The 19,632-nt window shown below is 45.8% G+C and carries 14 protein-coding genes, 3 tRNA genes and 3 rRNA genes; 8 read left to right on the top strand and 12 right to left on the bottom strand.

Features of this window, described 5'->3' with window-relative positions; genetic code table 11:
* Positions 1 to 108: 108 nt before the first annotated feature.
* On the top strand, positions 109 to 1,494 hold the full coding sequence (locus PXH59_RS11620; RefSeq protein ID WP_285808459.1) for an amino acid permease: 1,386 nt from the start codon (positions 109 to 111) through the stop codon (positions 1,492 to 1,494).
* A gap of 112 nt (positions 1,495 to 1,606) precedes the next feature.
* Here PXH59_RS11620 and PXH59_RS11625 read toward each other — a convergent pair whose 3' ends face one another.
* The 8 genes from PXH59_RS11625 to gmhB all read right to left on the bottom strand — a co-directional run bounded on the left by PXH59_RS11625 (position 1,607) and on the right by gmhB (position 8,882).
* On the bottom strand, positions 1,607 to 2,440 hold the full coding sequence (locus PXH59_RS11625; RefSeq protein WP_434223317.1) for an endonuclease/exonuclease/phosphatase family protein: 834 nt from the start codon (positions 2,438 to 2,440) through the stop codon (positions 1,607 to 1,609).
* Between the two features lie 299 nt (positions 2,441 to 2,739).
* Positions 2,740 to 2,816 (bottom strand) — tRNA-Asp (locus PXH59_RS11630).
* Positions 2,817 to 2,872: 56 nt separating this feature from the next.
* Positions 2,873 to 2,988 (bottom strand): 5S ribosomal RNA (rrf, locus tag PXH59_RS11635).
* 79 nt (positions 2,989 to 3,067) lie between these two features.
* A 23S ribosomal RNA gene (locus PXH59_RS11640) occupies positions 3,068 to 5,979 on the bottom strand.
* A gap of 173 nt (positions 5,980 to 6,152) precedes the next feature.
* A tRNA-Ala gene (locus PXH59_RS11645) sits at positions 6,153 to 6,228 on the bottom strand.
* Between the two features lie 20 nt (positions 6,229 to 6,248).
* A tRNA-Ile gene (locus PXH59_RS11650) sits at positions 6,249 to 6,325 on the bottom strand.
* Positions 6,326 to 6,403: 78 nt separating this feature from the next.
* Positions 6,404 to 7,946 (bottom strand): 16S ribosomal RNA (locus PXH59_RS11655).
* Together the 16S, 23S and 5S rRNA genes with 3 tRNA genes alongside form the textbook arrangement of a ribosomal RNA operon.
* A 369-nt stretch (positions 7,947 to 8,315) precedes the next feature.
* Positions 8,316 to 8,882 carry a D-glycero-beta-D-manno-heptose 1,7-bisphosphate 7-phosphatase gene (gmhB, locus tag PXH59_RS11660; RefSeq protein WP_047768975.1) on the bottom strand — a complete coding sequence of 189 codons (567 nt, stop codon included), beginning with the start codon at positions 8,880 to 8,882 and terminating at the stop codon, positions 8,316 to 8,318.
* Positions 8,883 to 9,061: 179 nt separating this feature from the next.
* Here gmhB and metN point away from each other — a divergent pair, with 179 nt between their 5' ends.
* The 6 genes from metN (at position 9,062) to proS (ending at position 14,734) form a co-directional block, all read left to right on the top strand.
* A complete protein-coding gene (gene metN / locus PXH59_RS11665) occupies positions 9,062 to 10,093 on the top strand; it encodes a methionine ABC transporter ATP-binding protein MetN (protein WP_047768977.1) in 1,032 nt (343 codons plus the stop codon).
* Positions 10,086 to 10,739 carry a methionine ABC transporter permease MetI gene (locus tag PXH59_RS11670; protein WP_047768979.1) on the top strand — a complete coding sequence of 218 codons (654 nt, stop codon included), beginning with the start codon at positions 10,086 to 10,088 and terminating at the stop codon, positions 10,737 to 10,739. Before metN ends, PXH59_RS11670 begins: the two co-directional genes overlap by 8 nt.
* Before the next feature lie 166 nt (positions 10,740 to 10,905).
* Positions 10,906 to 11,721, top strand: coding sequence for a MetQ/NlpA family lipoprotein (locus PXH59_RS11675; protein ID WP_285808467.1), 816 nt, complete (start codon positions 10,906 to 10,908; stop codon positions 11,719 to 11,721).
* Between the two features lie 88 nt (positions 11,722 to 11,809).
* The gene (gene rcsF / locus PXH59_RS11680) at positions 11,810 to 12,205 is read left to right on the top strand and encodes an Rcs stress response system protein RcsF (RefSeq protein WP_285808468.1); all 396 of its coding nucleotides are present in this window, start codon (positions 11,810 to 11,812) and stop codon (positions 12,203 to 12,205) included.
* A gap of 22 nt (positions 12,206 to 12,227) precedes the next feature.
* Positions 12,228 to 12,935 carry a tRNA (N6-threonylcarbamoyladenosine(37)-N6)-methyltransferase TrmO gene (gene tsaA, locus PXH59_RS11685; protein ID WP_285808469.1) on the top strand — a complete coding sequence of 236 codons (708 nt, stop codon included), beginning with the start codon at positions 12,228 to 12,230 and terminating at the stop codon, positions 12,933 to 12,935.
* Positions 12,936 to 13,012: 77 nt separating this feature from the next.
* Complete coding sequence (gene proS, locus PXH59_RS11690) at positions 13,013 to 14,734, top strand: proline--tRNA ligase (RefSeq protein ID WP_285808471.1); 1,722 nt, start codon at positions 13,013 to 13,015, stop codon at positions 14,732 to 14,734.
* A 77-nt stretch (positions 14,735 to 14,811) separates the two neighbouring features.
* Here the strand turns inward: proS and nlpE are convergent, their stop codons facing one another.
* Entirely contained in the window at positions 14,812 to 15,495 is a 684-nt protein-coding gene (gene nlpE, locus PXH59_RS11695; protein ID WP_285808472.1) for an envelope stress response activation lipoprotein NlpE, read from the bottom strand.
* A gap of 311 nt (positions 15,496 to 15,806) precedes the next feature.
* Here nlpE and rof point away from each other — a divergent pair, with 311 nt between their 5' ends.
* Positions 15,807 to 16,070, top strand: a complete 264-nt coding sequence (rof, locus tag PXH59_RS11700; RefSeq protein ID WP_285808473.1) for a Rho-binding antiterminator — start codon at positions 15,807 to 15,809, stop codon at positions 16,068 to 16,070.
* 88 nt (positions 16,071 to 16,158) lie between these two features.
* Here the strand turns inward: rof and tilS are convergent, their stop codons facing one another.
* The 3 genes from tilS to accA all read right to left on the bottom strand — a co-directional run bounded on the left by tilS (position 16,159) and on the right by accA (position 19,629).
* On the bottom strand, positions 16,159 to 17,505 hold the full coding sequence (gene tilS / locus PXH59_RS11705) for a tRNA lysidine(34) synthetase TilS (RefSeq protein WP_285808474.1): 1,347 nt from the start codon (positions 17,503 to 17,505) through the stop codon (positions 16,159 to 16,161).
* A 32-nt stretch (positions 17,506 to 17,537) separates the two neighbouring features.
* Complete coding sequence (locus tag PXH59_RS11710) at positions 17,538 to 18,455, bottom strand: DMT family transporter (RefSeq protein ID WP_285808475.1); 918 nt, start codon at positions 18,453 to 18,455, stop codon at positions 17,538 to 17,540.
* Positions 18,456 to 18,669: 214 nt separating this feature from the next.
* Positions 18,670 to 19,629 (bottom strand): acetyl-CoA carboxylase carboxyl transferase subunit alpha, encoded by a 960-nt coding sequence (gene accA, locus PXH59_RS11715; protein WP_285808476.1) that lies wholly within the window; start codon positions 19,627 to 19,629, stop codon positions 18,670 to 18,672.
* Positions 19,630 to 19,632 lie beyond the last annotated feature (3 nt).

The raw sequence follows: 19,632 nt of genomic DNA on the forward strand, positions 1-19,632 counted from the left end.
ATCCATCTTTATGGTATTGTACCAGGTTGCTTTTGCTGGCATCTCATGCCAGACAGAGCATCGTATGCCTAAATACTCTCAGGCTGAAAGGATAGATGGGAATAACGAATGCAAAATAATGAAAATCAGCTTAAACAGGGTCTAAGCGTGCGGCACATCCGCTTTATGGCTTTAGGCTCTGCAATAGGCACGGGGCTGTTTTATGGCTCAGCAGCAGCAATACAGCAAGCTGGCCCCGCGGTATTGTTGGCCTATTTACTCGGTGGAGCTGCCGTATTTATTGTGATGAGAGCACTTGGCGAAATGGCCGTTCACCATCCTGTTTCTGGTTCTTTTTCGCAATATGCCAGCCATTATCTGGGACCTTTGGCCGGTTTTTTAACTGGCTGGATCTATATTCTTGAAATGCTGTTTGTTTGCCTGGCTGACGTTACTGCATTCGGCACGTATATGAAGCTCTGGTTCCCACATGTTGATCAGTGGATTTGGGTTTTAGGGATTGTATGTTTTATTGGTGCCTTGAATCTATGTCACGTAAAAATCTTTGGTGAAATGGAGTTTTGGCTTTCAATCATTAAAGTCACTGCCATTATTGCCATGATTATCGGCGGCCTTGCCATTATGTTTTACGGTTTCGGACAAGTAACTGAGCATGCAACCGGTCTGTCCAATTTATGGGAGCATGGCGGTTTTATGCCAAATGGTATCAGTGGGGTGATAGCTTCATTCGCCATTGTTATGTTCGCTTTTGGTGGCATCGAAGTCATTGGTATCACTGCCAGTGAAGCAAAAAATCCAGAAAAAACGATCCCTCAGGCAATTAATGCTGTCCCGTTTCGTATCTTGATCTTCTATGTTTTGACTCTGTGTATCCTGATGAGTATCTATCCATGGAATCAAATTGGTCAGGATGGAAGCCCATTTGTACAGATCTTTTCCAATTTAGGCATGAATTCAGCCGCAAATATTTTAAATGTGGTCGTGATTACCGCTGCGATTTCCGCTATCAATAGTGATATTTTTGGTGCCGGCAGGATGATGTATGGTATGGCGCAAGAAGGACAAGCTCCCGAATCATTTAAAAAATTAACTCGTAATGGTGTGCCCTGGATGACGGTTCTTGTCATGACTGCGGTTCTGTTACTTGGCGTAGTGCTAAATTATCTGATCCCCGAAGAGATCTTCATTCTTATTGCTTCTGTTGCCACATTTGCAACCGTTTGGGTATGGTTGATGATTTTAATCTCGCAAATTGCCATGCGTCGCCAAATGAGCGCAGAAGAAGTCAAGACATTGAAATTTCCAATCCCAATGTGGCCTGTCGCTCCTGCAACCGCACTCATCTTCATGGTCAGTATCATCGTATTGCTGGGCTATTTTGAACAAACAAGAGACGCGCTATATGTTGGTCTAGGTTGGGTATTTATTCTGACTCTAGCCTATTTCTTCGGTGTGAAGAAGAACCTATCAGCAAAACGCGCTTCTAACCAGTAAACGACTTAAGTATGTCTAAAAAAGCGTCGGTAATCTCCGGCGCTTTTTTCTCTTTTCTTTGCAAGATCAGATAATCGCTTTATCCATCAGTTATCATCGCACAGAGAAATCATCATAAAGAGAAGTTCACCATCAATGGGTTATGATCAGAAGCACCGGTCATTACAACTGCTGCACGGGAAACTTTTAATTCACGATAAAAAACAAAATCCAGCGGTTTGCCAAAAACAATCGTTCTATGATCATCATCAAAATAGACTTCTTTCAAATGCATACGGTGGGCAAAACGTTCTAATATTTTTAACCTCTGCCGACTCCATGCATTAAAATCTCCTGCAAAAATGACGGGGCCATTGTGTAAGTTTATATGAATACCAATGTTATTTAATTGTCGACTATAAACATCAACACCAAGGCTAAAGTTAATGGCGTGCACGTTTATTACCATTAGCTGGCGTTTATCTGGCAATGGATAAATTGTAATTAATGACGATTTAGATAGTCTAAATATCGGTTCTTTTTCACGCAGTGGACAGCAATAAACGGGTGAAGACGAGGACAATGTCATCACACCTGATGGGTGTTGAGGAATAGCAAATGCAGGAACCTGATCGGCGACCAAACCGCTCTCCGTCACGAATTTCAATAAGGCTGGGGTCGTTTGTGCTTCTTGCAGTAAGACAAGGTCACTTTTCTCAATCAAAGAAGCCAAAACATGTTGCCATGATGGCCGTTGTTGTTTGTAGATATTCCAGATGGCGACAGAAAGCTCACTATCATGCTCAAGGAGCGGTTTCCCTCGTGGTAGCGACGCATCCTCAAGTAATTGCCTAGAAGTAGGAAAAACCCGTTCCACAGGCCGTCCAGCAACATATCTCATGGCGAAATTTTTTTGAGCGTAATCTTTTCTCGCCCAACTTTTTCTTAACTGACTATTCCTAATCAAGTTTCCCCCAGCTTACTTCAACACCTTTATCTCCATTAATATGACATTTTGGTAATTGATTTCAATCTCTAGCGCTTAAAAAACCAACATGGTTGTGTAACTATATACCAATCCAACTTCAAGATGCGTGTTATATTTCCCCGCTGCGCGGGGAAATATAAGGCCTCGCGTCGTCTTGCGGATTGCAACTTGAAGTTTATCGTGTATATATGAAAAATACGAATTTAAAATCATTGATAAGAATATAGGCAATAGAAAAAGCCCTGAGAGATACCTCTCAGGGCTTTTTCTAAATACGGTGGCGGTGCGGACGGGACTCGAACCCGCGACCCCCGGCGTGACAGGCCGGTATTCTAACCAACTGAACTACCGCACCACCGAATTTCTTTCTCTGTGCTGCCTTTTGGGCCGGCAACACGTTTTTTAATCAATGTCTGGCAGTGTCCTACTCTCACATGGGGAGACCCCACACTACCATCGGCGCTACGGCGTTTCACTGCTGAGTTCGGCATGGGTTCAGGTGGTCCCACCGCGCTGTTGCCGCCAGACAAATTCTGTCTTCAATCCCGAACAAGCTGTTTTTCACTCTGAAACCCTCTCAAATCCCCAAAACACCTTCGGTGTTGTCAGGTTAAGCCGCACGGCTCATTAGTACCGGTTAGCTCAACGTCTCGCAACGCTTACACACCCGGCCTATCCACGTCCTCGTCTCGGACGGTCCTTCAGTACCCTCAAAGGAGTAAGGGAAGACTCATCTTAAGGCAAGTTTCCCGCTTAGATGCTTTCAGCGGTTATCTCTTCCGCACTTAGCTACCGGGCAATGCCATTGGCATGACAACCCGAACACCAGTGGTGCGTCCACTCCGGTCCTCTCGTACTAGGAGCAGCCCCTTGCAATCTTCCAGCGCCCACGGCAGATAGGGACCGAACTGTCTCACGACGTTCTAAACCCAGCTCGCGTACCACTTTAAATGGCGAACAGCCATACCCTTGGGACCTACTTCAACCCCAGGATGTGATGAGCCGACATCGAGGTGCCAAACACCGCCGTCGATATGAACTCTTGGGCGGTATCAGCCTGTTATCCCCGGAGTACCTTTTATCCGTTGAGCGATGGCCCTTCCATTCAGAACCACCGGATCACTATGACCTGCTTTCGCACCTGCTCGAGCTGTCACTCTCGCAGTCAAGCTGGCTTATGCCATTGCACTAACCTCCTGATGTCCGACCAGGATTAGCCAACCTTCGTGCTCCTCCGTTACGCTTTGGGAGGAGACCGCCCCAGTCAAACTACCCACCAGACACTGTCCGCAACCCGGATAACGGGCCGGCGTTAGAACATCAAACATTCAAGGGTGGTATTTCAAGGATGGCTCCGTGCAGACTGGCGTCTGCACTTCACAGCCTCCCACCTATCCTACACATCAAGGCTCAAGGTTCAGTGTCAAGCTATAGTAAAGGTTCACGGGGTCTTTCCGTCTTGCCGCGGGTACACTGCATCTTCACAGCGAGTTCAATTTCACTGAGTCTCGGGTGGAGACAGCCTGGCCATCATTACGCCATTCGTGCAGGTCGGAACTTACCCGACAAGGAATTTCGCTACCTTAGGACCGTTATAGTTACGGCCGCCGTTTACTGGGGCTTCGATCAGGAGCTTCTCGCCAGGCGATAACCCCATCAATTAACCTTCCAGCACCGGGCAGGCGTCACACCGTATACGTCCACTTTCGTGTTTGCACAGTGCTGTGTTTTTATTAAACAGTTGCAGCCAGCTGGTATCTGCGACTGGCCTCAGCTCCGGACGCTCGGTCCTTCACCTAACGCCAGCGTGCCTTCTCCCGAAGTTACGGCACCATTTTGCCTAGTTCCTTCACCCGAGTTCTCTCAAGCGCCTGAGTATTCTCTACCTGACCACCTGTGTCGGTTTGGGGTACGATGAGCACTAATCTGAAGCTTAGGGGCTTTTCCTGGAAGCGGGGCATCAGCAACTTCAGCACCGTAGTGCCTCGTCATCGTGCCTCAGTGCTGTGGATAACCGGATTTGCCTGATTATCCCACCTACACACTTAAACCGGGACGACCGTCGCCCGGATTGCCTAGCCTTCTCCGTCCCCCCGTCGCAATTATTGCCCGTACAGGAATATTAACCTGTTTCCCATCGACTACGCTTTTCAGCCTCGCCTTAGGGGTCGACTCACCCTGCCCCGATTAACGTTGGACAGGAACCCTTGGTCTTCCGGCGAGCGGGTTTTTCACCCGCTTTATCGTTACTTATGTCAGCATTCGCACTTCTGATACCTCCAGCAAACCTCACAGTTCACCTTCAACGGCTTACAGAACGCTCCCCTACCCAGCAACACATTCGTGTCGCTGCCGCAGCTTCGGTGCATGGTTTAGCCCCGTTACATCTTCCGCGCAGGCCGACTCGACCAGTGAGCTATTACGCTTTCTTTAAATGATGGCTGCTTCTAAGCCAACATCCTGGCTGTCTGAGCCTTCCCACTTCGTTTCCCACTTAACCATGACTTGGGGACCTTAGCTGGCGGTCTGGGTTGTTTCCCTCTTCACGACGGACGTTAGCACCCGCCGTGTGTCTCCCGTGATAACATTCTTCGGTATTCGCAGTTTGCATCGGGTTGGTAAGTCGGGATGACCCCCTAGCCGAAACAGTGCTCTACCCCCGAAGATGACTTCACGAGGCGCTACCTAAATAGCTTTCGGGGAGAACCAGCTATCTCCCGGTTTGATTGGCCTTTCACCCCCAGCCACAAGTCATCCGCTAATTTTTCAACATTAGTCGGTTCGGTCCTCCAGTTAGTGTTACCCAACCTTCAACCTGCCCATGGCTAGATCACCGGGTTTCGGGTCTATACCCTGCAACTTAACGCCCAGTTAAGACTCGGTTTCCCTGCGGCTCCCCTATACGGTTAACCTTGCTACAGAATATAAGTCGCTGACCCATTATACAAAAGGTACGCAGTCACCCTGATAAATCAGGGCTCCCACTGCTTGTACGTACACGGTTTCAGGTTCTCTTTCACTCCCCTCGCCGGGGTTCTTTTCGCCTTTCCCTCACGGTACTGGTTCACTATCGGTCAGTCAGGAGTATTTAGCCTTGGAGGATGGTCCCCCCATGTTCAGACAGGATATCACGTGTCCCGCCCTACTCTTCGAGCTCACACAACACACCACTTCGGATACGGGGCTTTCACCCTTTACTGCCGGCCTTTCCAGACCGTTCTCCTGAGGCGTGTCATGCTGATGGCTCTGGGCTCCTCCCCGTTCGCTCGCCGCTACTGGGGGAATCTCGGTTGATTTCTTTTCCTCGGGGTACTGAGATGTTTCAGTTCCCCCGGTTCGCCTCATTAACCTATGAATTCAGTTAATGATGGTGCAACGGATTGCACCGGGTTTCCCCATTCGGACATCGCCGGCTGACAGCGCTTCATATCAGCTCACCGGCGCTTTTCGCAGATTAGCACGTCCTTCATCGCCTCTGACTGCCTAGGCATCCACCGTGTACGCTTAGTCGCTTAACCTGACAACCCGAAGGTGTCTTCGGATTGACGGGTCTGAGAGACTCACCCGTGCTGATGAATTCATCGTCACGGGCTGTTTCAAATTTTCAGCTTGTTCCAGATTGTTAAAGAGCTTACATTTCACAACACACGGCTTTGCATGTGTTCGGAAATGATTATAAATCAGAAGAGGATGGTGGAGCTAAGCGGGATCGAACCGCTGACCTCCTGCGTGCAAGGCAGGCGCTCTCCCAGCTGAGCTATAGCCCCATCGAGGTGTCCGGAAAAGTTGGTAGGCCTGAGTGGACTTGAACCACCGACCTCACCCTTATCAGGGGTGCGCTCTAACCACCTGAGCTACAAGCCTATTCCGTCCCGTCTCTTCTTTTCTTTATTTCATCAGACAATCTGTGTGAGCACTGCACCAAAAACCACTATCTTTCGGTAAGGAGGTGATCCAACCGCAGGTTCCCCTACGGTTACCTTGTTACGACTTCACCCCAGTCATGAATCACAAAGTGGTCAGCGCCCTCCCGAAGGTTAAGCTACCGACTTCTTTTGCAACCCACTCCCATGGTGTGACGGGCGGTGTGTACAAGGCCCGGGAACGTATTCACCGTAGCATTCTGATCTACGATTACTAGCGATTCCGACTTCATGGAGTCGAGTTGCAGACTCCAATCCGGACTACGACAGACTTTATGAGGTCCGCTTGCTCTCGCGAGGTCGCTTCTCTTTGTATCTGCCATTGTAGCACGTGTGTAGCCCTACTCGTAAGGGCCATGATGACTTGACGTCATCCCCACCTTCCTCCGGTTTATCACCGGCAGTCTCCCTTGAGTTCCCACCATCACGTGCTGGCAACAAAGGATAAGGGTTGCGCTCGTTGCGGGACTTAACCCAACATTTCACAACACGAGCTGACGACAGCCATGCAGCACCTGTCTCACGGGTCCCGAAGGCACTTCCGCATCTCTGCAGAATTCCGTGGATGTCAAGAGTAGGTAAGGTTCTTCGCGTTGCATCGAATTAAACCACATGCTCCACCGCTTGTGCGGGCCCCCGTCAATTCATTTGAGTTTTAATCTTGCGACCGTACTCCCCAGGCGGTCGATTTAACGCGTTAGCTCCGGAAGCCACAGCTCAAGGCCACAACCTCCAAATCGACATCGTTTACAGCGTGGACTACCAGGGTATCTAATCCTGTTTGCTCCCCACGCTTTCGCACCTGAGCGTCAGTCTTCGTCCAGGGGGCCGCCTTCGCCACCGGTATTCCTCCACATCTCTACGCATTTCACCGCTACACGTGGAATTCTACCCCCCTCTACGAGACTCTAGTCAACCAGTCTTAGATGCCATTCCCGGGTTAAGCCCGGGGATTTCACATCTAACTTAATTGACCGCCTGCGTGCGCTTTACGCCCAGTAATTCCGATTAACGCTTGCACCCTCCGTATTACCGCGGCTGCTGGCACGGAGTTAGCCGGTGCTTCTTCTGTGGGTAACGTCAATCACAGGGTGTATTCAACCCTGCGCCTTCCTCCCCACTGAAAGTACTTTACAACCCGAAGGCCTTCTTCATACACGCGGCATGGCTGCATCAGGCTTGCGCCCATTGTGCAATATTCCCCACTGCTGCCTCCCGTAGGAGTCTGGGCCGTGTCTCAGTCCCAGTGTGGCTGGTCATCCTCTCAGACCAGCTAGGGATCGTCGCCTAGGTGAGCCATTACCCCACCTACTAGCTAATCCCATCTGGGTTCATCCGATGGTGTGAGGCCCGAAGGTCCCCCACTTTGCTCTCTCGAGGTTATGCGGTATTAGCCACCGTTTCCAGTGGTTATCCCCCTCCATCGGGCAGATCCCCAGACATTACTCACCCGTCCGCCGCTCGCCGGCAAAGAAGCAAGCTTCTTCCCGCTGCCGCCCGACTTGCATGTGTTAGGCCTGCCGCCAGCGTTCAATCTGAGCCATGATCAAACTCTTCAATTAAAGTGTTTGATGCTCAAAGAATTCTGACTGTCCGTTCATAATGAATTAACTGTTCAGTCACTCTTCAAGACTTTTTTAATCTTTTTCGCCTTTCGGCGTCAGATAGTGTCTTGTGAGTGCCCACACAGATTGTCTGATTAATTTGTTAAAGAGCGTTGGCAACCGGAAGGACCTTCCGGGTTGCGAGGCTGCGTATCTTACGCTTTCCTCTTTTCGTGTCAAGCCTTATTCTCAGGCCTTTTCACGTTGTCATCCCGACCGGCTTGTGTGTTTGTCGTGACAACGGAAGCGCATTATAGGGAGCCTTTTAATTTAGGCAAGCCTTTTTTATTATTTTTTATTTAATCGCTCATAATTTAACCCAAATGGTTATTTTTGCCTATTTTTTATAACATTTGGCAAGTCTGACAAGCTATTAACTACCAAATCCGCAACCTGTTCAGCTTCTTCTGTTACCGGTTTTCCTGTACGAACAAGAATCTTAGTACCAACTTTCGCCGCTTTAGCTGCCAACATATCTTCTATTTTGTCTCCTACCATATAAGAAGAGGACATATCGATATGCAATGCTTGCTGTGCATCTAATAACATAGCGGGCTGTGGCTTGCGACAATTACAGTTCTTCTTATATTCTTCATCCTCTGCTTCTGGATGATGCGGACAATAATAGATACCATCAAGATCAACACCTCTATCCGCCAATGACCAATCCATCCATTCTGTTAGTTGCATAAACTGATCTTCAGTAAAAATCTTACGGGCAATGCCTGACTGATTGGTAATCAAAACCAGGGCATAGCCCATTTTTTTCAATTCAAGCATGGCTTCAATAGCACCATCAATAAATTGAAAATTATCTATTTCATATACATAACCATGATCGATGTTAATCGTGCCGTCACGATCTAAGAATACGGCGGGAATACCTTGAGTCACCTGATTACTCCAAAAATGTACCAAGTGGACAGTATCGCATGATTTATTACTGATTGAGAATGCAGCATTTAATTTATTCCTAGTTGACTTAGACGTCTAGACGCCTTAACATCCACTTTAATTCATGACTTGTTGAAATGTTCTCAAGTCATTCATCATTTACATCTAATAAGAAAAATATGATAAGACTGACTCAGATAAATAAGATATTTCAACAAGGAACGCGCACAATAAAAGCGCTTTCAGATATCAACCTACATGTCCCGCAGGGGCAAATATATGGTGTCATTGGTTCTTCTGGTGCGGGCAAAAGTACCTTAATTCGCTGTGTGAATATGCTTGAACGGCCGACTTCTGGTCAGGTATTAGTGGCAGGGCAGGATCTCACTTCGCTTTCAGAACGTGATCTTACTCATGCGCGTCGTCATATTGGCATGATTTTCCAGCACTTTAATTTGTTGTCATCCAGAACTGTGTTTGGCAATGTTGCGTTATCTTTGGAACTTAATAACACGCCTAAAGCTGAAATAAAGACTAAAGTTAACGAATTGCTAGAGTTAGTCGGCCTTACTGAAAAACATGATGCTTATCCTGCCAATTTATCTGGTGGTCAAAAGCAGCGCGTTGCTATTGCGCGGGCTCTGGCAAACTCCCCCAAAGTGCTTTTGTGTGACGAAGCCACCAGCGCTCTGGACCCAGCAACAACACGTTCTATTCTGGAGTTATTAAAAGACATTAACCGTCGACTGGGTCTGACCATTCTTCTCATTACCCATGAAATGGACGTCGTTAAACGTATCTGTGATCAAGTTGCTGTCATTAGTGGTGGTCAACTGATTGAACAAGATGTTGTGAGCGAAATATTTTCGCATCCCAAGACACCGGTTGCTCAGGAATTTATCAAATCTACGCTGCACCTAGATATTCCTGAAGATTATTTACAGAAGTTGCAACCGGAATCCGCTCCTGATCGCAGTCCATTACTGAAGCTAGAGTTCACAGGCAAATCAGTTGATGCACCGGTAATCTCTATAGCCGTTCGCCGCTTTAATATCGACATCAGCATATTAAGTTCTCAAATGGACTACGCCGGCGGTGTGAAATTTGGGGTTATGCTGGCTGAATTAGACGGGGAAAGCGATAGTATCAAATCAACAATTGCCTTTTTAGAAGAGCATCATGTAAAAGTAGAGGTTCTCGGTTATGTCTGAAGGAATGATTTTATTAATGGCTAAAGGAGTCTGGGAAACCCTCGTCATGACTTTTGTCTCTGGTTTCTTTGGCTTTGTTATTGGATTGCCGGCGGGTGTGCTTCTATATGTTACTCGCCCTGGGCAGATCATTGAAAATGGTACGCTTTATCGCATACTTTCTGCATTGGTAAATATAACGCGTTCAATACCTTTTATTATTCTGTTGGTATGGATGATCCCATTTACCCGTCTGATTGTAGGAACATCAATCGGCTTGCAGGCAGCCATTGTTCCGCTGACTGTGGGTGCAGCACCGTTTATTGCCCGTATGGTGGAAAATGCATTGTTGGAAATTCCGACTGGCTTAATTGAAGCAGCGCGTGCAATGGGAGCAACCCCATTTCAGATAGTCAAAAAGATTTTATTGCCGGAAGCCTTGCCAAGCTTGATTAATGCCGCCACCATCACGTTAATTACATTAGTGGGTTATTCCGCAATGGGTGGCGCTGTTGGTGCTGGTGGTTTGGGCCAGATTGGCTATCAATATGGTTATATCGGCTACGATGCGACAATAATGAATACCGTATTAGCATTATTAGTTGTTTTAGTGTTCTTGATTCAGCTCGGCGGTGATCATTTAGTGAAAGCCGTTAATCGCAAATAGATTATTTTCAACAAAGTGGCAAGGCTTATACCTACCCGACAAATTTCAAGTTGCTGCTTTATTGGCTGCAATTTGAAAAATGATGGGGAATAAGAGCCTCAATTATAGTAGTACGCAGTAACTTGATAAGACAGGTTATAAATCAGTATTCAATAGGGGTGAAAATATGTCAGTAAAATTGAAATCCATCGCAGCAGTCAGTGCATTGTTAGGTACATTAATTCTTGCTGGTTGCGGTCAGGAACAACGTGATCCAAACCATATTAAGGTTGGCGTTATTGCAGGACCTGAACTTAAGGTTGCCGAAGTGGCTAAACAAGTGGCTAAAGATAAATATGGCCTTGATGTTGAGCTGACGACATTCAATGATTATGTTCTGCCAAATGAATCATTGAGTAAGGGAGATATTGATGTGAATGTCTTCCAACATAAACCTTTTTTAGATCAGCAAATGAAAGAACGTAACTACAAACTGGCCAGTGTGGGTAACTCTTTCATTTTCCCAATGGCGGCCTATTCTAAAAAAATTAAGTCAGTGGATGAATTGCAAGAGGGTTCTCAAATTGCCATCCCCAACGATCCGACTAACCAAGGCCGCGCCCTGCTGTTATTACAAAAACAAGGTCTTATCACTCTGAAAGAGGGTGTTGGTCTGCTGCCAACTATTTTAGACATTACCAGCAATCCTAAGCACCTGGATATCGTACAGTTGGAAGGTCCCCAATTACCACGTTCACTGGACGACCAAAAGATTGTTTTCGCTATTATCAATAACACCTATGCGGGGCAAATTGGTTTAACACCAGAGCAAGATGGGATCTTTGTTGAAGATAAAGATTCACCTTACGTAAATCTCATTGTCAGCCGCGAAGACAATAAAGATGCGGAAAATGTGCAAAAATTTGTGAAAGCGTACCAGTCTCCAGAAGTAGCAAAAGAAGCCAATGAAGCCTTTAAGGGCGGAGCAATAAAAGGCTGGTAACCTTTCCTATTCAGTTAATCAAGATTAAAATCATTGGGTGGATATTTTTATATCCACCCATTTTTAATTTTAATGAGGATTCAACTCGATGCGTGTGTTACCTGTCTGCTTCATGGCGCTCTTTATCGCTGGGTGTACTTCACCATCAACCCAGTTCAGTAAATCTGGTATGTCAGATCCGAAGTTGAAACATCAGCCAGCCAAAAAAAGCAAAGTGCTCTCTTATGTCCGTCTATATACTAAGCCGGATGAGCTTTTAGGTTTACCATTTAAAGAGTTAGGTATTGTCGCCGGAGAGTCCTGCCGTAATACGTTGCAAGATTCTCCCGCCAGTATTGCAACCGCACGACAAAATATGCTGACAAAAGCATCTTATCTAAACGCAAACGCAGTTTTACTTCATCAATGTGCAATTTTACCGGGTCAGGGTTGTTACCAAATTGCCATTTGTGAAGGCACTGCATTACTGACAACCAATAAATAATTATTATTAATAAAAAGCGCTTATGGCAGATTTTCAGTTTACGCAAATAGGAACCATTCATTCTCCTTATAAAGAGAAATTTGCCATTCCCCGCCAACCGGGTTTGGTCGAAGATGGTACAGGGCAGCTAGAATTACTTGCGCCTTATAATCAGGTTGATGCAGTACGCGGGCTGGAGCAGTTCAGTCATTTATGGATTATTTTTGTCTTCCATCAAACTATGGTGGATGGCTGGAATCCATTAGTGCGTCCCCCTCGTTTGGGAGGCAATGCCAAAATGGGTGTTTTTGCCACCCGCTCAACCTTCCGCCCCAACCCCATTGGCGTGTCACTGGTGGAATTGAAAGCTATCCAATGCGAGAACAACCGCGTCATTCTGGAACTGGGTAGTTTGGATTTGGTAGATGGTACACCGGTTATCGACATCAAACCTTACCTGCCTTTTGCCGAATCAAAGCCAGAAGCCAAGGCGGGTTTTGCCCAGGCCGCACCAGAGGCAGATATGGTAGTGAATTTCTCACCAGAAGCGGAATGCCAACTTTTACCTTATAAAGCCCATTATCCTCACTTGAGGCGCTTTATCAGCCAAGTTTTAGCGCAAGATCCTCGTCCTGCCTACCGTAAAAAAGCGCAGGAAAACCGCCTATATGCTGCTCATATCTTGGATTTTAACGTTCGCTGGCGAGTTTTTAATACCACAACAGAAGTGGTTTCTATCGAACCCCGCTAAAACTCCTTTTGACATCGCAAGCTCGCTGGTAGACTAGCGATTTGTCTTTATTTTTCGCTATCCAATGGAAACTTACTATGCGTACTAGCCAATATCTGCTCTCTACTTTAAAAGAAACACCTGCTGATGCAGAAGTCGTCAGTCATCAACTGATGCTTCGTGCCGGAATGATCCGCAAACTCGCTTCTGGTCTGTACAACTGGATGCCGACCGGTGTTCGCGCGTTGAGAAAAGTTGAACACATTGTTCGTGAAGAGATGAATAATGCGGGAGCAGTTGAGGTTTCCATGCCAGTAGTTCAGCCAGCAGATTTGTGGCAGGAAAGTGGCCGTTGGGAACAATATGGCCCAGAATTACTGCGTTTTGTTGATCGCGGTGAACGCCCTTTCGTTTTGGGACCCACTCATGAAGAAGTTATCACTGATCTGGTGCGTAACGAAGTCACTTCCTATAAGCAGCTTCCACTGAGCCTGTTCCAGATCCAGACCAAATTCCGTGATGAAGTTCGTCCACGCTTTGGTGTTATGCGTTCACGTGAATTTATCATGAAAGATGCATATTCTTTCCACACTACCCAAGCCTCTCTGCAAGAGACTTACGAGAAGATGTACGAGGCCTACAGTAAGATCTTTACCCGCATCGGCTTAGATTTCCGTGCAGTTCTGGCTGATACGGGTTCAATCGGTGGCAGTGCTTCCCACGAATTCCAGGTTCTGGCAGACAGTGGTGAAGATGATATCGTTTTCTCTACCGAGTCTAACTATGCGGCCAATATTGAGTTGGCTGAAGCAGTCATACCATCTCAAGAGCGTGCGGCTCCGTCTGAAGAGCTGCGTCTGGTCGATACACCAAACGCTAAAACCATTGCTGAACTGGTAGAACAATTCAATCTGCCAATTGAAAAAACCGTTAAAACTCTGATCGTTCATGCCACAGAAGAAAGTGGGCATAAATTAGTTGCCTTGCTGGTACGTGGTGATCATGAACTGAATGAGATCAAAGCAGAAAAATTGCCTTTAGTCGCCAGCCCGTTGACTTTTGCGACCGAAGAAGAAATCCGTGCCATCGTGAAAGCAGGCCCTGGTTCTTTAGGACCGGTCAACCTGCCGATGCCGGTCATTATTGACCGCAGCGTATCCATCATGAGTGATTTTGGTGCCGGCGCTAATATTGATGACAAACACTACTTTGGCATTAACTGGGAGCGTGATTTACCACTGCCAGAAGTGGCGGATATCCGTAATGTGGTTGAAGGTGACGCCAGCCCAGACGGTAAAGGAACGCTGTTAATCAAGCGTGGTATTGAAGTGGGTCATATCTTCCAATTAGGCACCAAATATTCTGATGCCTTGAAAGCAACCGTGCAAAACGAAGATGGGCACAATCAAGTGATCACTATGGGATGCTATGGGATTGGTATCACCCGTATCGTTGCCGCAGCCATTGAACAGAATCACGATGATCGTGGCATTATCTGGCCAGATGCCATTGCCCCATTCCAGGTGGCGATCCTGCCAATGAACATGCACAAATCTTACCGCGTGAAAGAAGTCGCCGAAAAATTATATGCAGATTTACGTGCCAGCGGCATTGATGTCATTTTCGACGATCGCAAAGAGCGCCCTGGTGTTATGTTTGCTGATATGGAACTGATCGGTGTACCACATAATCTGGTTATCGGTGATCGTAACTTAGATAACGGTGAGATCGAATATAAATACCGCCGTACTGGTGATAAGCAGATGCTGAAACTGGAAAATATCGTTGATTACCTGAAAGATCATATTCAACAAGTTTAATTTCTTTGGTCAGCTTTTAAGAAAACCTGCGTATTTATTACGCAGGATTTTCAATAGATATGCGCCACTGTTATACGTTATTTCTTCGTATGGCAGGAAGAAGCTTTATCAAACCGAATTTTACCTGTTTGGACCACGGCATTATCAAACAAGCCATCTTCCATTGACGGACGAACCGTGTAATAGCCCTCTATTTCCACATAAACAGGGGTTCCACCTTCTACTCCCATCGCACTGTAACCACGTTCTAAATCGATATTTTCCGCCGCATCATAACGCTTTCCGGTGCCACATTCGGTAAAGAAAGCAGAGTCAGCAAAATAGCTGTATTCTCCTGCCAGTTTTTTCGGTTTGGCGTTCGCTAATTCATAATTGAGGCTTGATTGAATTGGCTCGCCGTTGATATCCAGCATAACCAGGTTCTCGCCTTTCATCAGATAATAAGATTTTTGGTCATCTTGCTGACTTAAGATAATCTTTTTACCCTTTATCACCCAATGACCGGTTTCAAAGAACGTATTTTCCTGATGTTTGGCTCCCAAATAAGTTTGCCCCAATATATATGTCCCATCTTTAGCAAGCTGTAAGGTCGTCTCGATACCTGCACAATCCGCACAAGGAACAACACCACTAAACACGTTGTCACTTGACTGAAACTTTTCCTGAGAGACAGCGGTATCCGGGGTTACGAATGTATTCTGGCATCCCGTAGCGGTAAATACACCCGCAACCAACAATGCTAGCAATATTTTTTTATTCATCATTTGATCCAATAAATTCAAAAAGATAATCATTCACTTTCAAGCAAAGCATAAACTTTACCTAACAACATTGACATTACGCTGATGGGTTCCAAAATGCACGGAGAGAACCATCGAATAGCATGACTTTATTTTATTGCGTAATGGTAAGATACAGGTTTAATCCACTTCCTGTTTTAACGAAAGTCTCACCGACTTATTCAGTAATAACGGGAAGCTTACTGTGCTATAGTCGTAAGTGGCATTTTGTATTTGATTTTGGTCAATCACGGGCGGCTCGATAACCGCCACTAACACAGTGGTGAGTAAATATGTCTATAGATAACGAAGAATATCAACCAATTAACTGTGATGATTACGATAACCTTGAGCTAGCATGTCAACGCCAGCTACATTTACGTCTCCAATTGCGAGATGGTGAATCCGTTGAAGGAAAAGCGAATAAGCTGATTTTAAGAAAAAAAATTGAATATCTTCTCGTCGATTCAAATAAAGGAACCCGTGAATTAAGGTTAGATTACATTATTAGTTTCAGCAATCCAGAAATTGGAACGATTGTTATTGAGCATTCTTAAATCTGATCGCTAATAGCGATTAACCCCCCCCCCCCCCCCAAAGTCCTTATATAGAATAAGGACTTTTTTTATGTCAGAAAAACATGCATTAAATAGACAGCATAATTTTCTTCCACTGAACCGAAATTCCTTCATCATCAGGCAAATTCTGCCCTTCTTTCGTGATGAAAACCCCCAGCGCGGCAATCAGTTTTTCATTGTAATAAAGCAACGGTGTTCTCTCCCTGAGCCAAGGGGAAATCCCTAATTCTTGCCACAGTTTTTTACTGTGACGGGAATGTTGTCGCCCGACAATACTAATATTGCCCTGAACCCCAAAACGAATTGTCACTTGCTCATGACGGGTTGGTTTTCTCACTGTCATGCCATGTTCTTTAAAACAGAGCAGCGTTCCCAACCCATCTGGTAACGTCAATGCCTGCTGTAAATCCCAGGCAAGAATTGATCCCGCCAGATCCTGATATTGCGGAAGTAGCCAAAGTTGCTGCCGATAACGACGAATATCATATTGCCCCAATCTAAAACGCGGTTCTGCATCTTGTCTGGCGAGTGCCACTTCGGACCAAATGCGTTGAAGCTGCTCTCGGGCCGGCATTTTTACCCCACACTGATTGAGCCATCGCCGCAACAACGCATTTCGTTTTGCTTCCGAACTGTTTTCCAAAGGTGGAATGGATATCGAACCTTCTGCGGTAATCAGTGAATCCAAAGATTCTTGTAACAATTCATCCAGCAATTGTTCTTGCTCACCACACAAACTGGCGCTGCGGGAAACCGCTTGGGGGAAATGCGGCCAACGCTGATTGAATAACGGCATGATATTCAGGCGCAGGAAATTACGGTCATAACGATCATCTTGATTACTGTCATCCTCGACCCATTGTAATTTTTGTGCCTGTGCATACTCTTCCAACTCTGCACGGCTTACATTTAGCAATGGGCGAATCAATGTCGTTCCCGCAAAGGGCATTCTGGCAGGCATGGAAGATAATCCCGCCGGACCACTGCCCCGTTTCAGGGCTAATAAAAACGTTTCTGCCTGATCATCAAGATGTTGCGCCGTGATTAAAACCTCATCCTGTTGTAGCTCACGCTGGAAAGCGTGATAACGCGCATTTCGGGCCGCCGCTTCAATCCCATTCTGGCGAGTATCAAGCCGGACTTTTTCGGTTCGGAAACCCACCTGCCAATCAGCGCAAACCTGACGACAATGTTCGACCCATAAATCCGCTTTTGGGTTTAAGCCATGATGAATATGGATTGCCCTTAACCCCACTCTTTCACGACTCAATTGATGGGGTTGGGTTCGCAAACGAACCAGCAAATGCAGCAATACGGTGGAATCCAGTCCACCGCTAAATCCAAGCAAAATCTTTTTATGCTGACCAATTTGTTCTGCCAACGCCGTAAGCAGAAGATCATGAGAACTTGCCATTATAGAGCCAAACCTTTTTTCATTTTGCCTAATCAATCCTCAATCAGATCATCCGTCAATTCATTCTGTTCGGACGTTTTTCTCTTGGTACTGATACAGAGTAATCCAGAAATAATAACCAGTGCTAATCCAAACACATAGGCAGGGACAAATGCATCACCAAAAAACAAGATAATCCACATCATCGACAAAACGGGGGATAAAAATAAGATTGAAGCAACCTTATGGGAATCAGGGCCATTCATGGCTTTGAACCAAATAATATAAGAAATCCCATTCAGTATGATGCCGTTAAGTAACGTTGGCATCAGCGAGTCACCGACAGGCAAATTAATGCGGCTGAAAGCAAACATAAATACCGCAGAAACTAAGGTAGAACAGAGGAATACCCAGAATGTACTAATATAGGGATCAATAGCAAACTGTCTCGATAATACCGACATTAATGCAAAACAAAATGCTCCGCTAAATACCAGCAACAATGCCTGCGGATGTTCCACTGCAATCTCGGTAATATTGCCTTTCGTGAAAGTGATCACTACCGCCATAAAGCCCATGACAATACCAATCATCTGTTTGATCGTTAATTTTTCTTTAAACAGAAAAAATGACAATCCAATAATCATTAACGGCCAGCTATATTGGATCACCAAAACAGCCACACCATTTTCAATGGAATAACCATAGTAAAGCAGCAAATAGAAGAAACAATCCAACGCACCTAAGATCAAAACCTTAAGCATAACGGGTAAAGGAATGAATAAAATACCCTTCCAACTTCTTCCCATCATGAGGGCAACGACAAATACCGCTAAAACAGACAAAATATTTGACCAGAATAAATATTGGAAGTGATCCATCTCTTTCTGACCAAAACGCGATATAGAAGGAATAAAACTCCAGATAAACACGCAAGAAAACGCATAAATAATATATTTATATTTGGCCATAGAAAAACTCAACTTATTATTTTAAAGCCCAGCCTACGAGGCGCCTATTCCATCCCAATGCCATCAGGCATGATAATATTAGATTATATATGACGTAATGATTTCGCCCTTACAAACAGCAAAACAGGCGGAAATATCAGGGGGTTATCACTCCTCAATATTTCCGCCTGGTAAATGATTTTCATCCGCTATTAGCGAGTAAAAACTTTAGACCTTAGCAATAACCGTACTGCATTAAGTGCTCATAACGGCGGTTAACTAATTCTTCACTGTCCAGTTCGCTCAATTCAGCAAGATCAGCTAACAGTTGAGCTTTCAATGTTTCAGCGATTTCTTCATAGTTACGGTGCGCACCACCCAATGGCTCAGGAATAACAGTATCAATCAAATTCAATTCTTTCAAACGTGGGGCGGTATTCCCCATGGCTTCCGCCGCCAATGGTGCTTTTTCAGCGCTTTTCCACAAGATGGAAGCACAGCCTTCAGGAGAGATGGTGGAGAAGGTGCTGTATTGCAACATGTTAACTTTATCACCCACACTAAGCGCCAATGCGCCACCAGAACCCCCTTCGCCAATCACGGTACAAATGATAGGAACAGAAAGATGAGACATTTCACGTAGGTTACGGGCAATAGCTTCTGACTGACCACGCTCTTCTGCACCTACTCCGGGATAGGCCCCCGGAGTATCAATGAAAGTCATGATTGGCAATTTGAAACGCTCTGCCATCTCCATCAATCTCAATGCCTTACGATAACCTTCCGGCGATGGCATACCAAAATTACGACGGATCTTTTCTTTGGTTTCACGCCCTTTCTGATGGCCTATCACCATGACAGGACGGCCATCAATACGCGCTAACCCTCCTACAATGGCTTTGTCATCTGCATAGGCACGATCACCCGCTAACTCTTCAAAGTCAGTAAATATATGCTGAATATAATCCAGTGTATAAGGGCGCAAGGGATGACGTGATAGCTGGGAAATTTGCCATGCCCCTAAATCAGCGAAAATTTTGCGAGTCAGCTCCAGGCTTTTTTCCCGCAGACGCTGGACTTCTTCATCCAGATTGATATCTAGCTTTTCATCTTGACGGCTAACTGCGGTAAGCGAATCAATTTTCGCTTCCAGCTCGGCAATCGGCTGTTCAAAATCCAGAAAATTCAGACTCATAAT

It is taken from the genome of Xenorhabdus bakwenae, from assembly GCF_030272115.1.
GTDB classification, from domain to species: domain Bacteria; phylum Pseudomonadota; class Gammaproteobacteria; order Enterobacterales; family Enterobacteriaceae; genus Xenorhabdus; species Xenorhabdus bakwenae.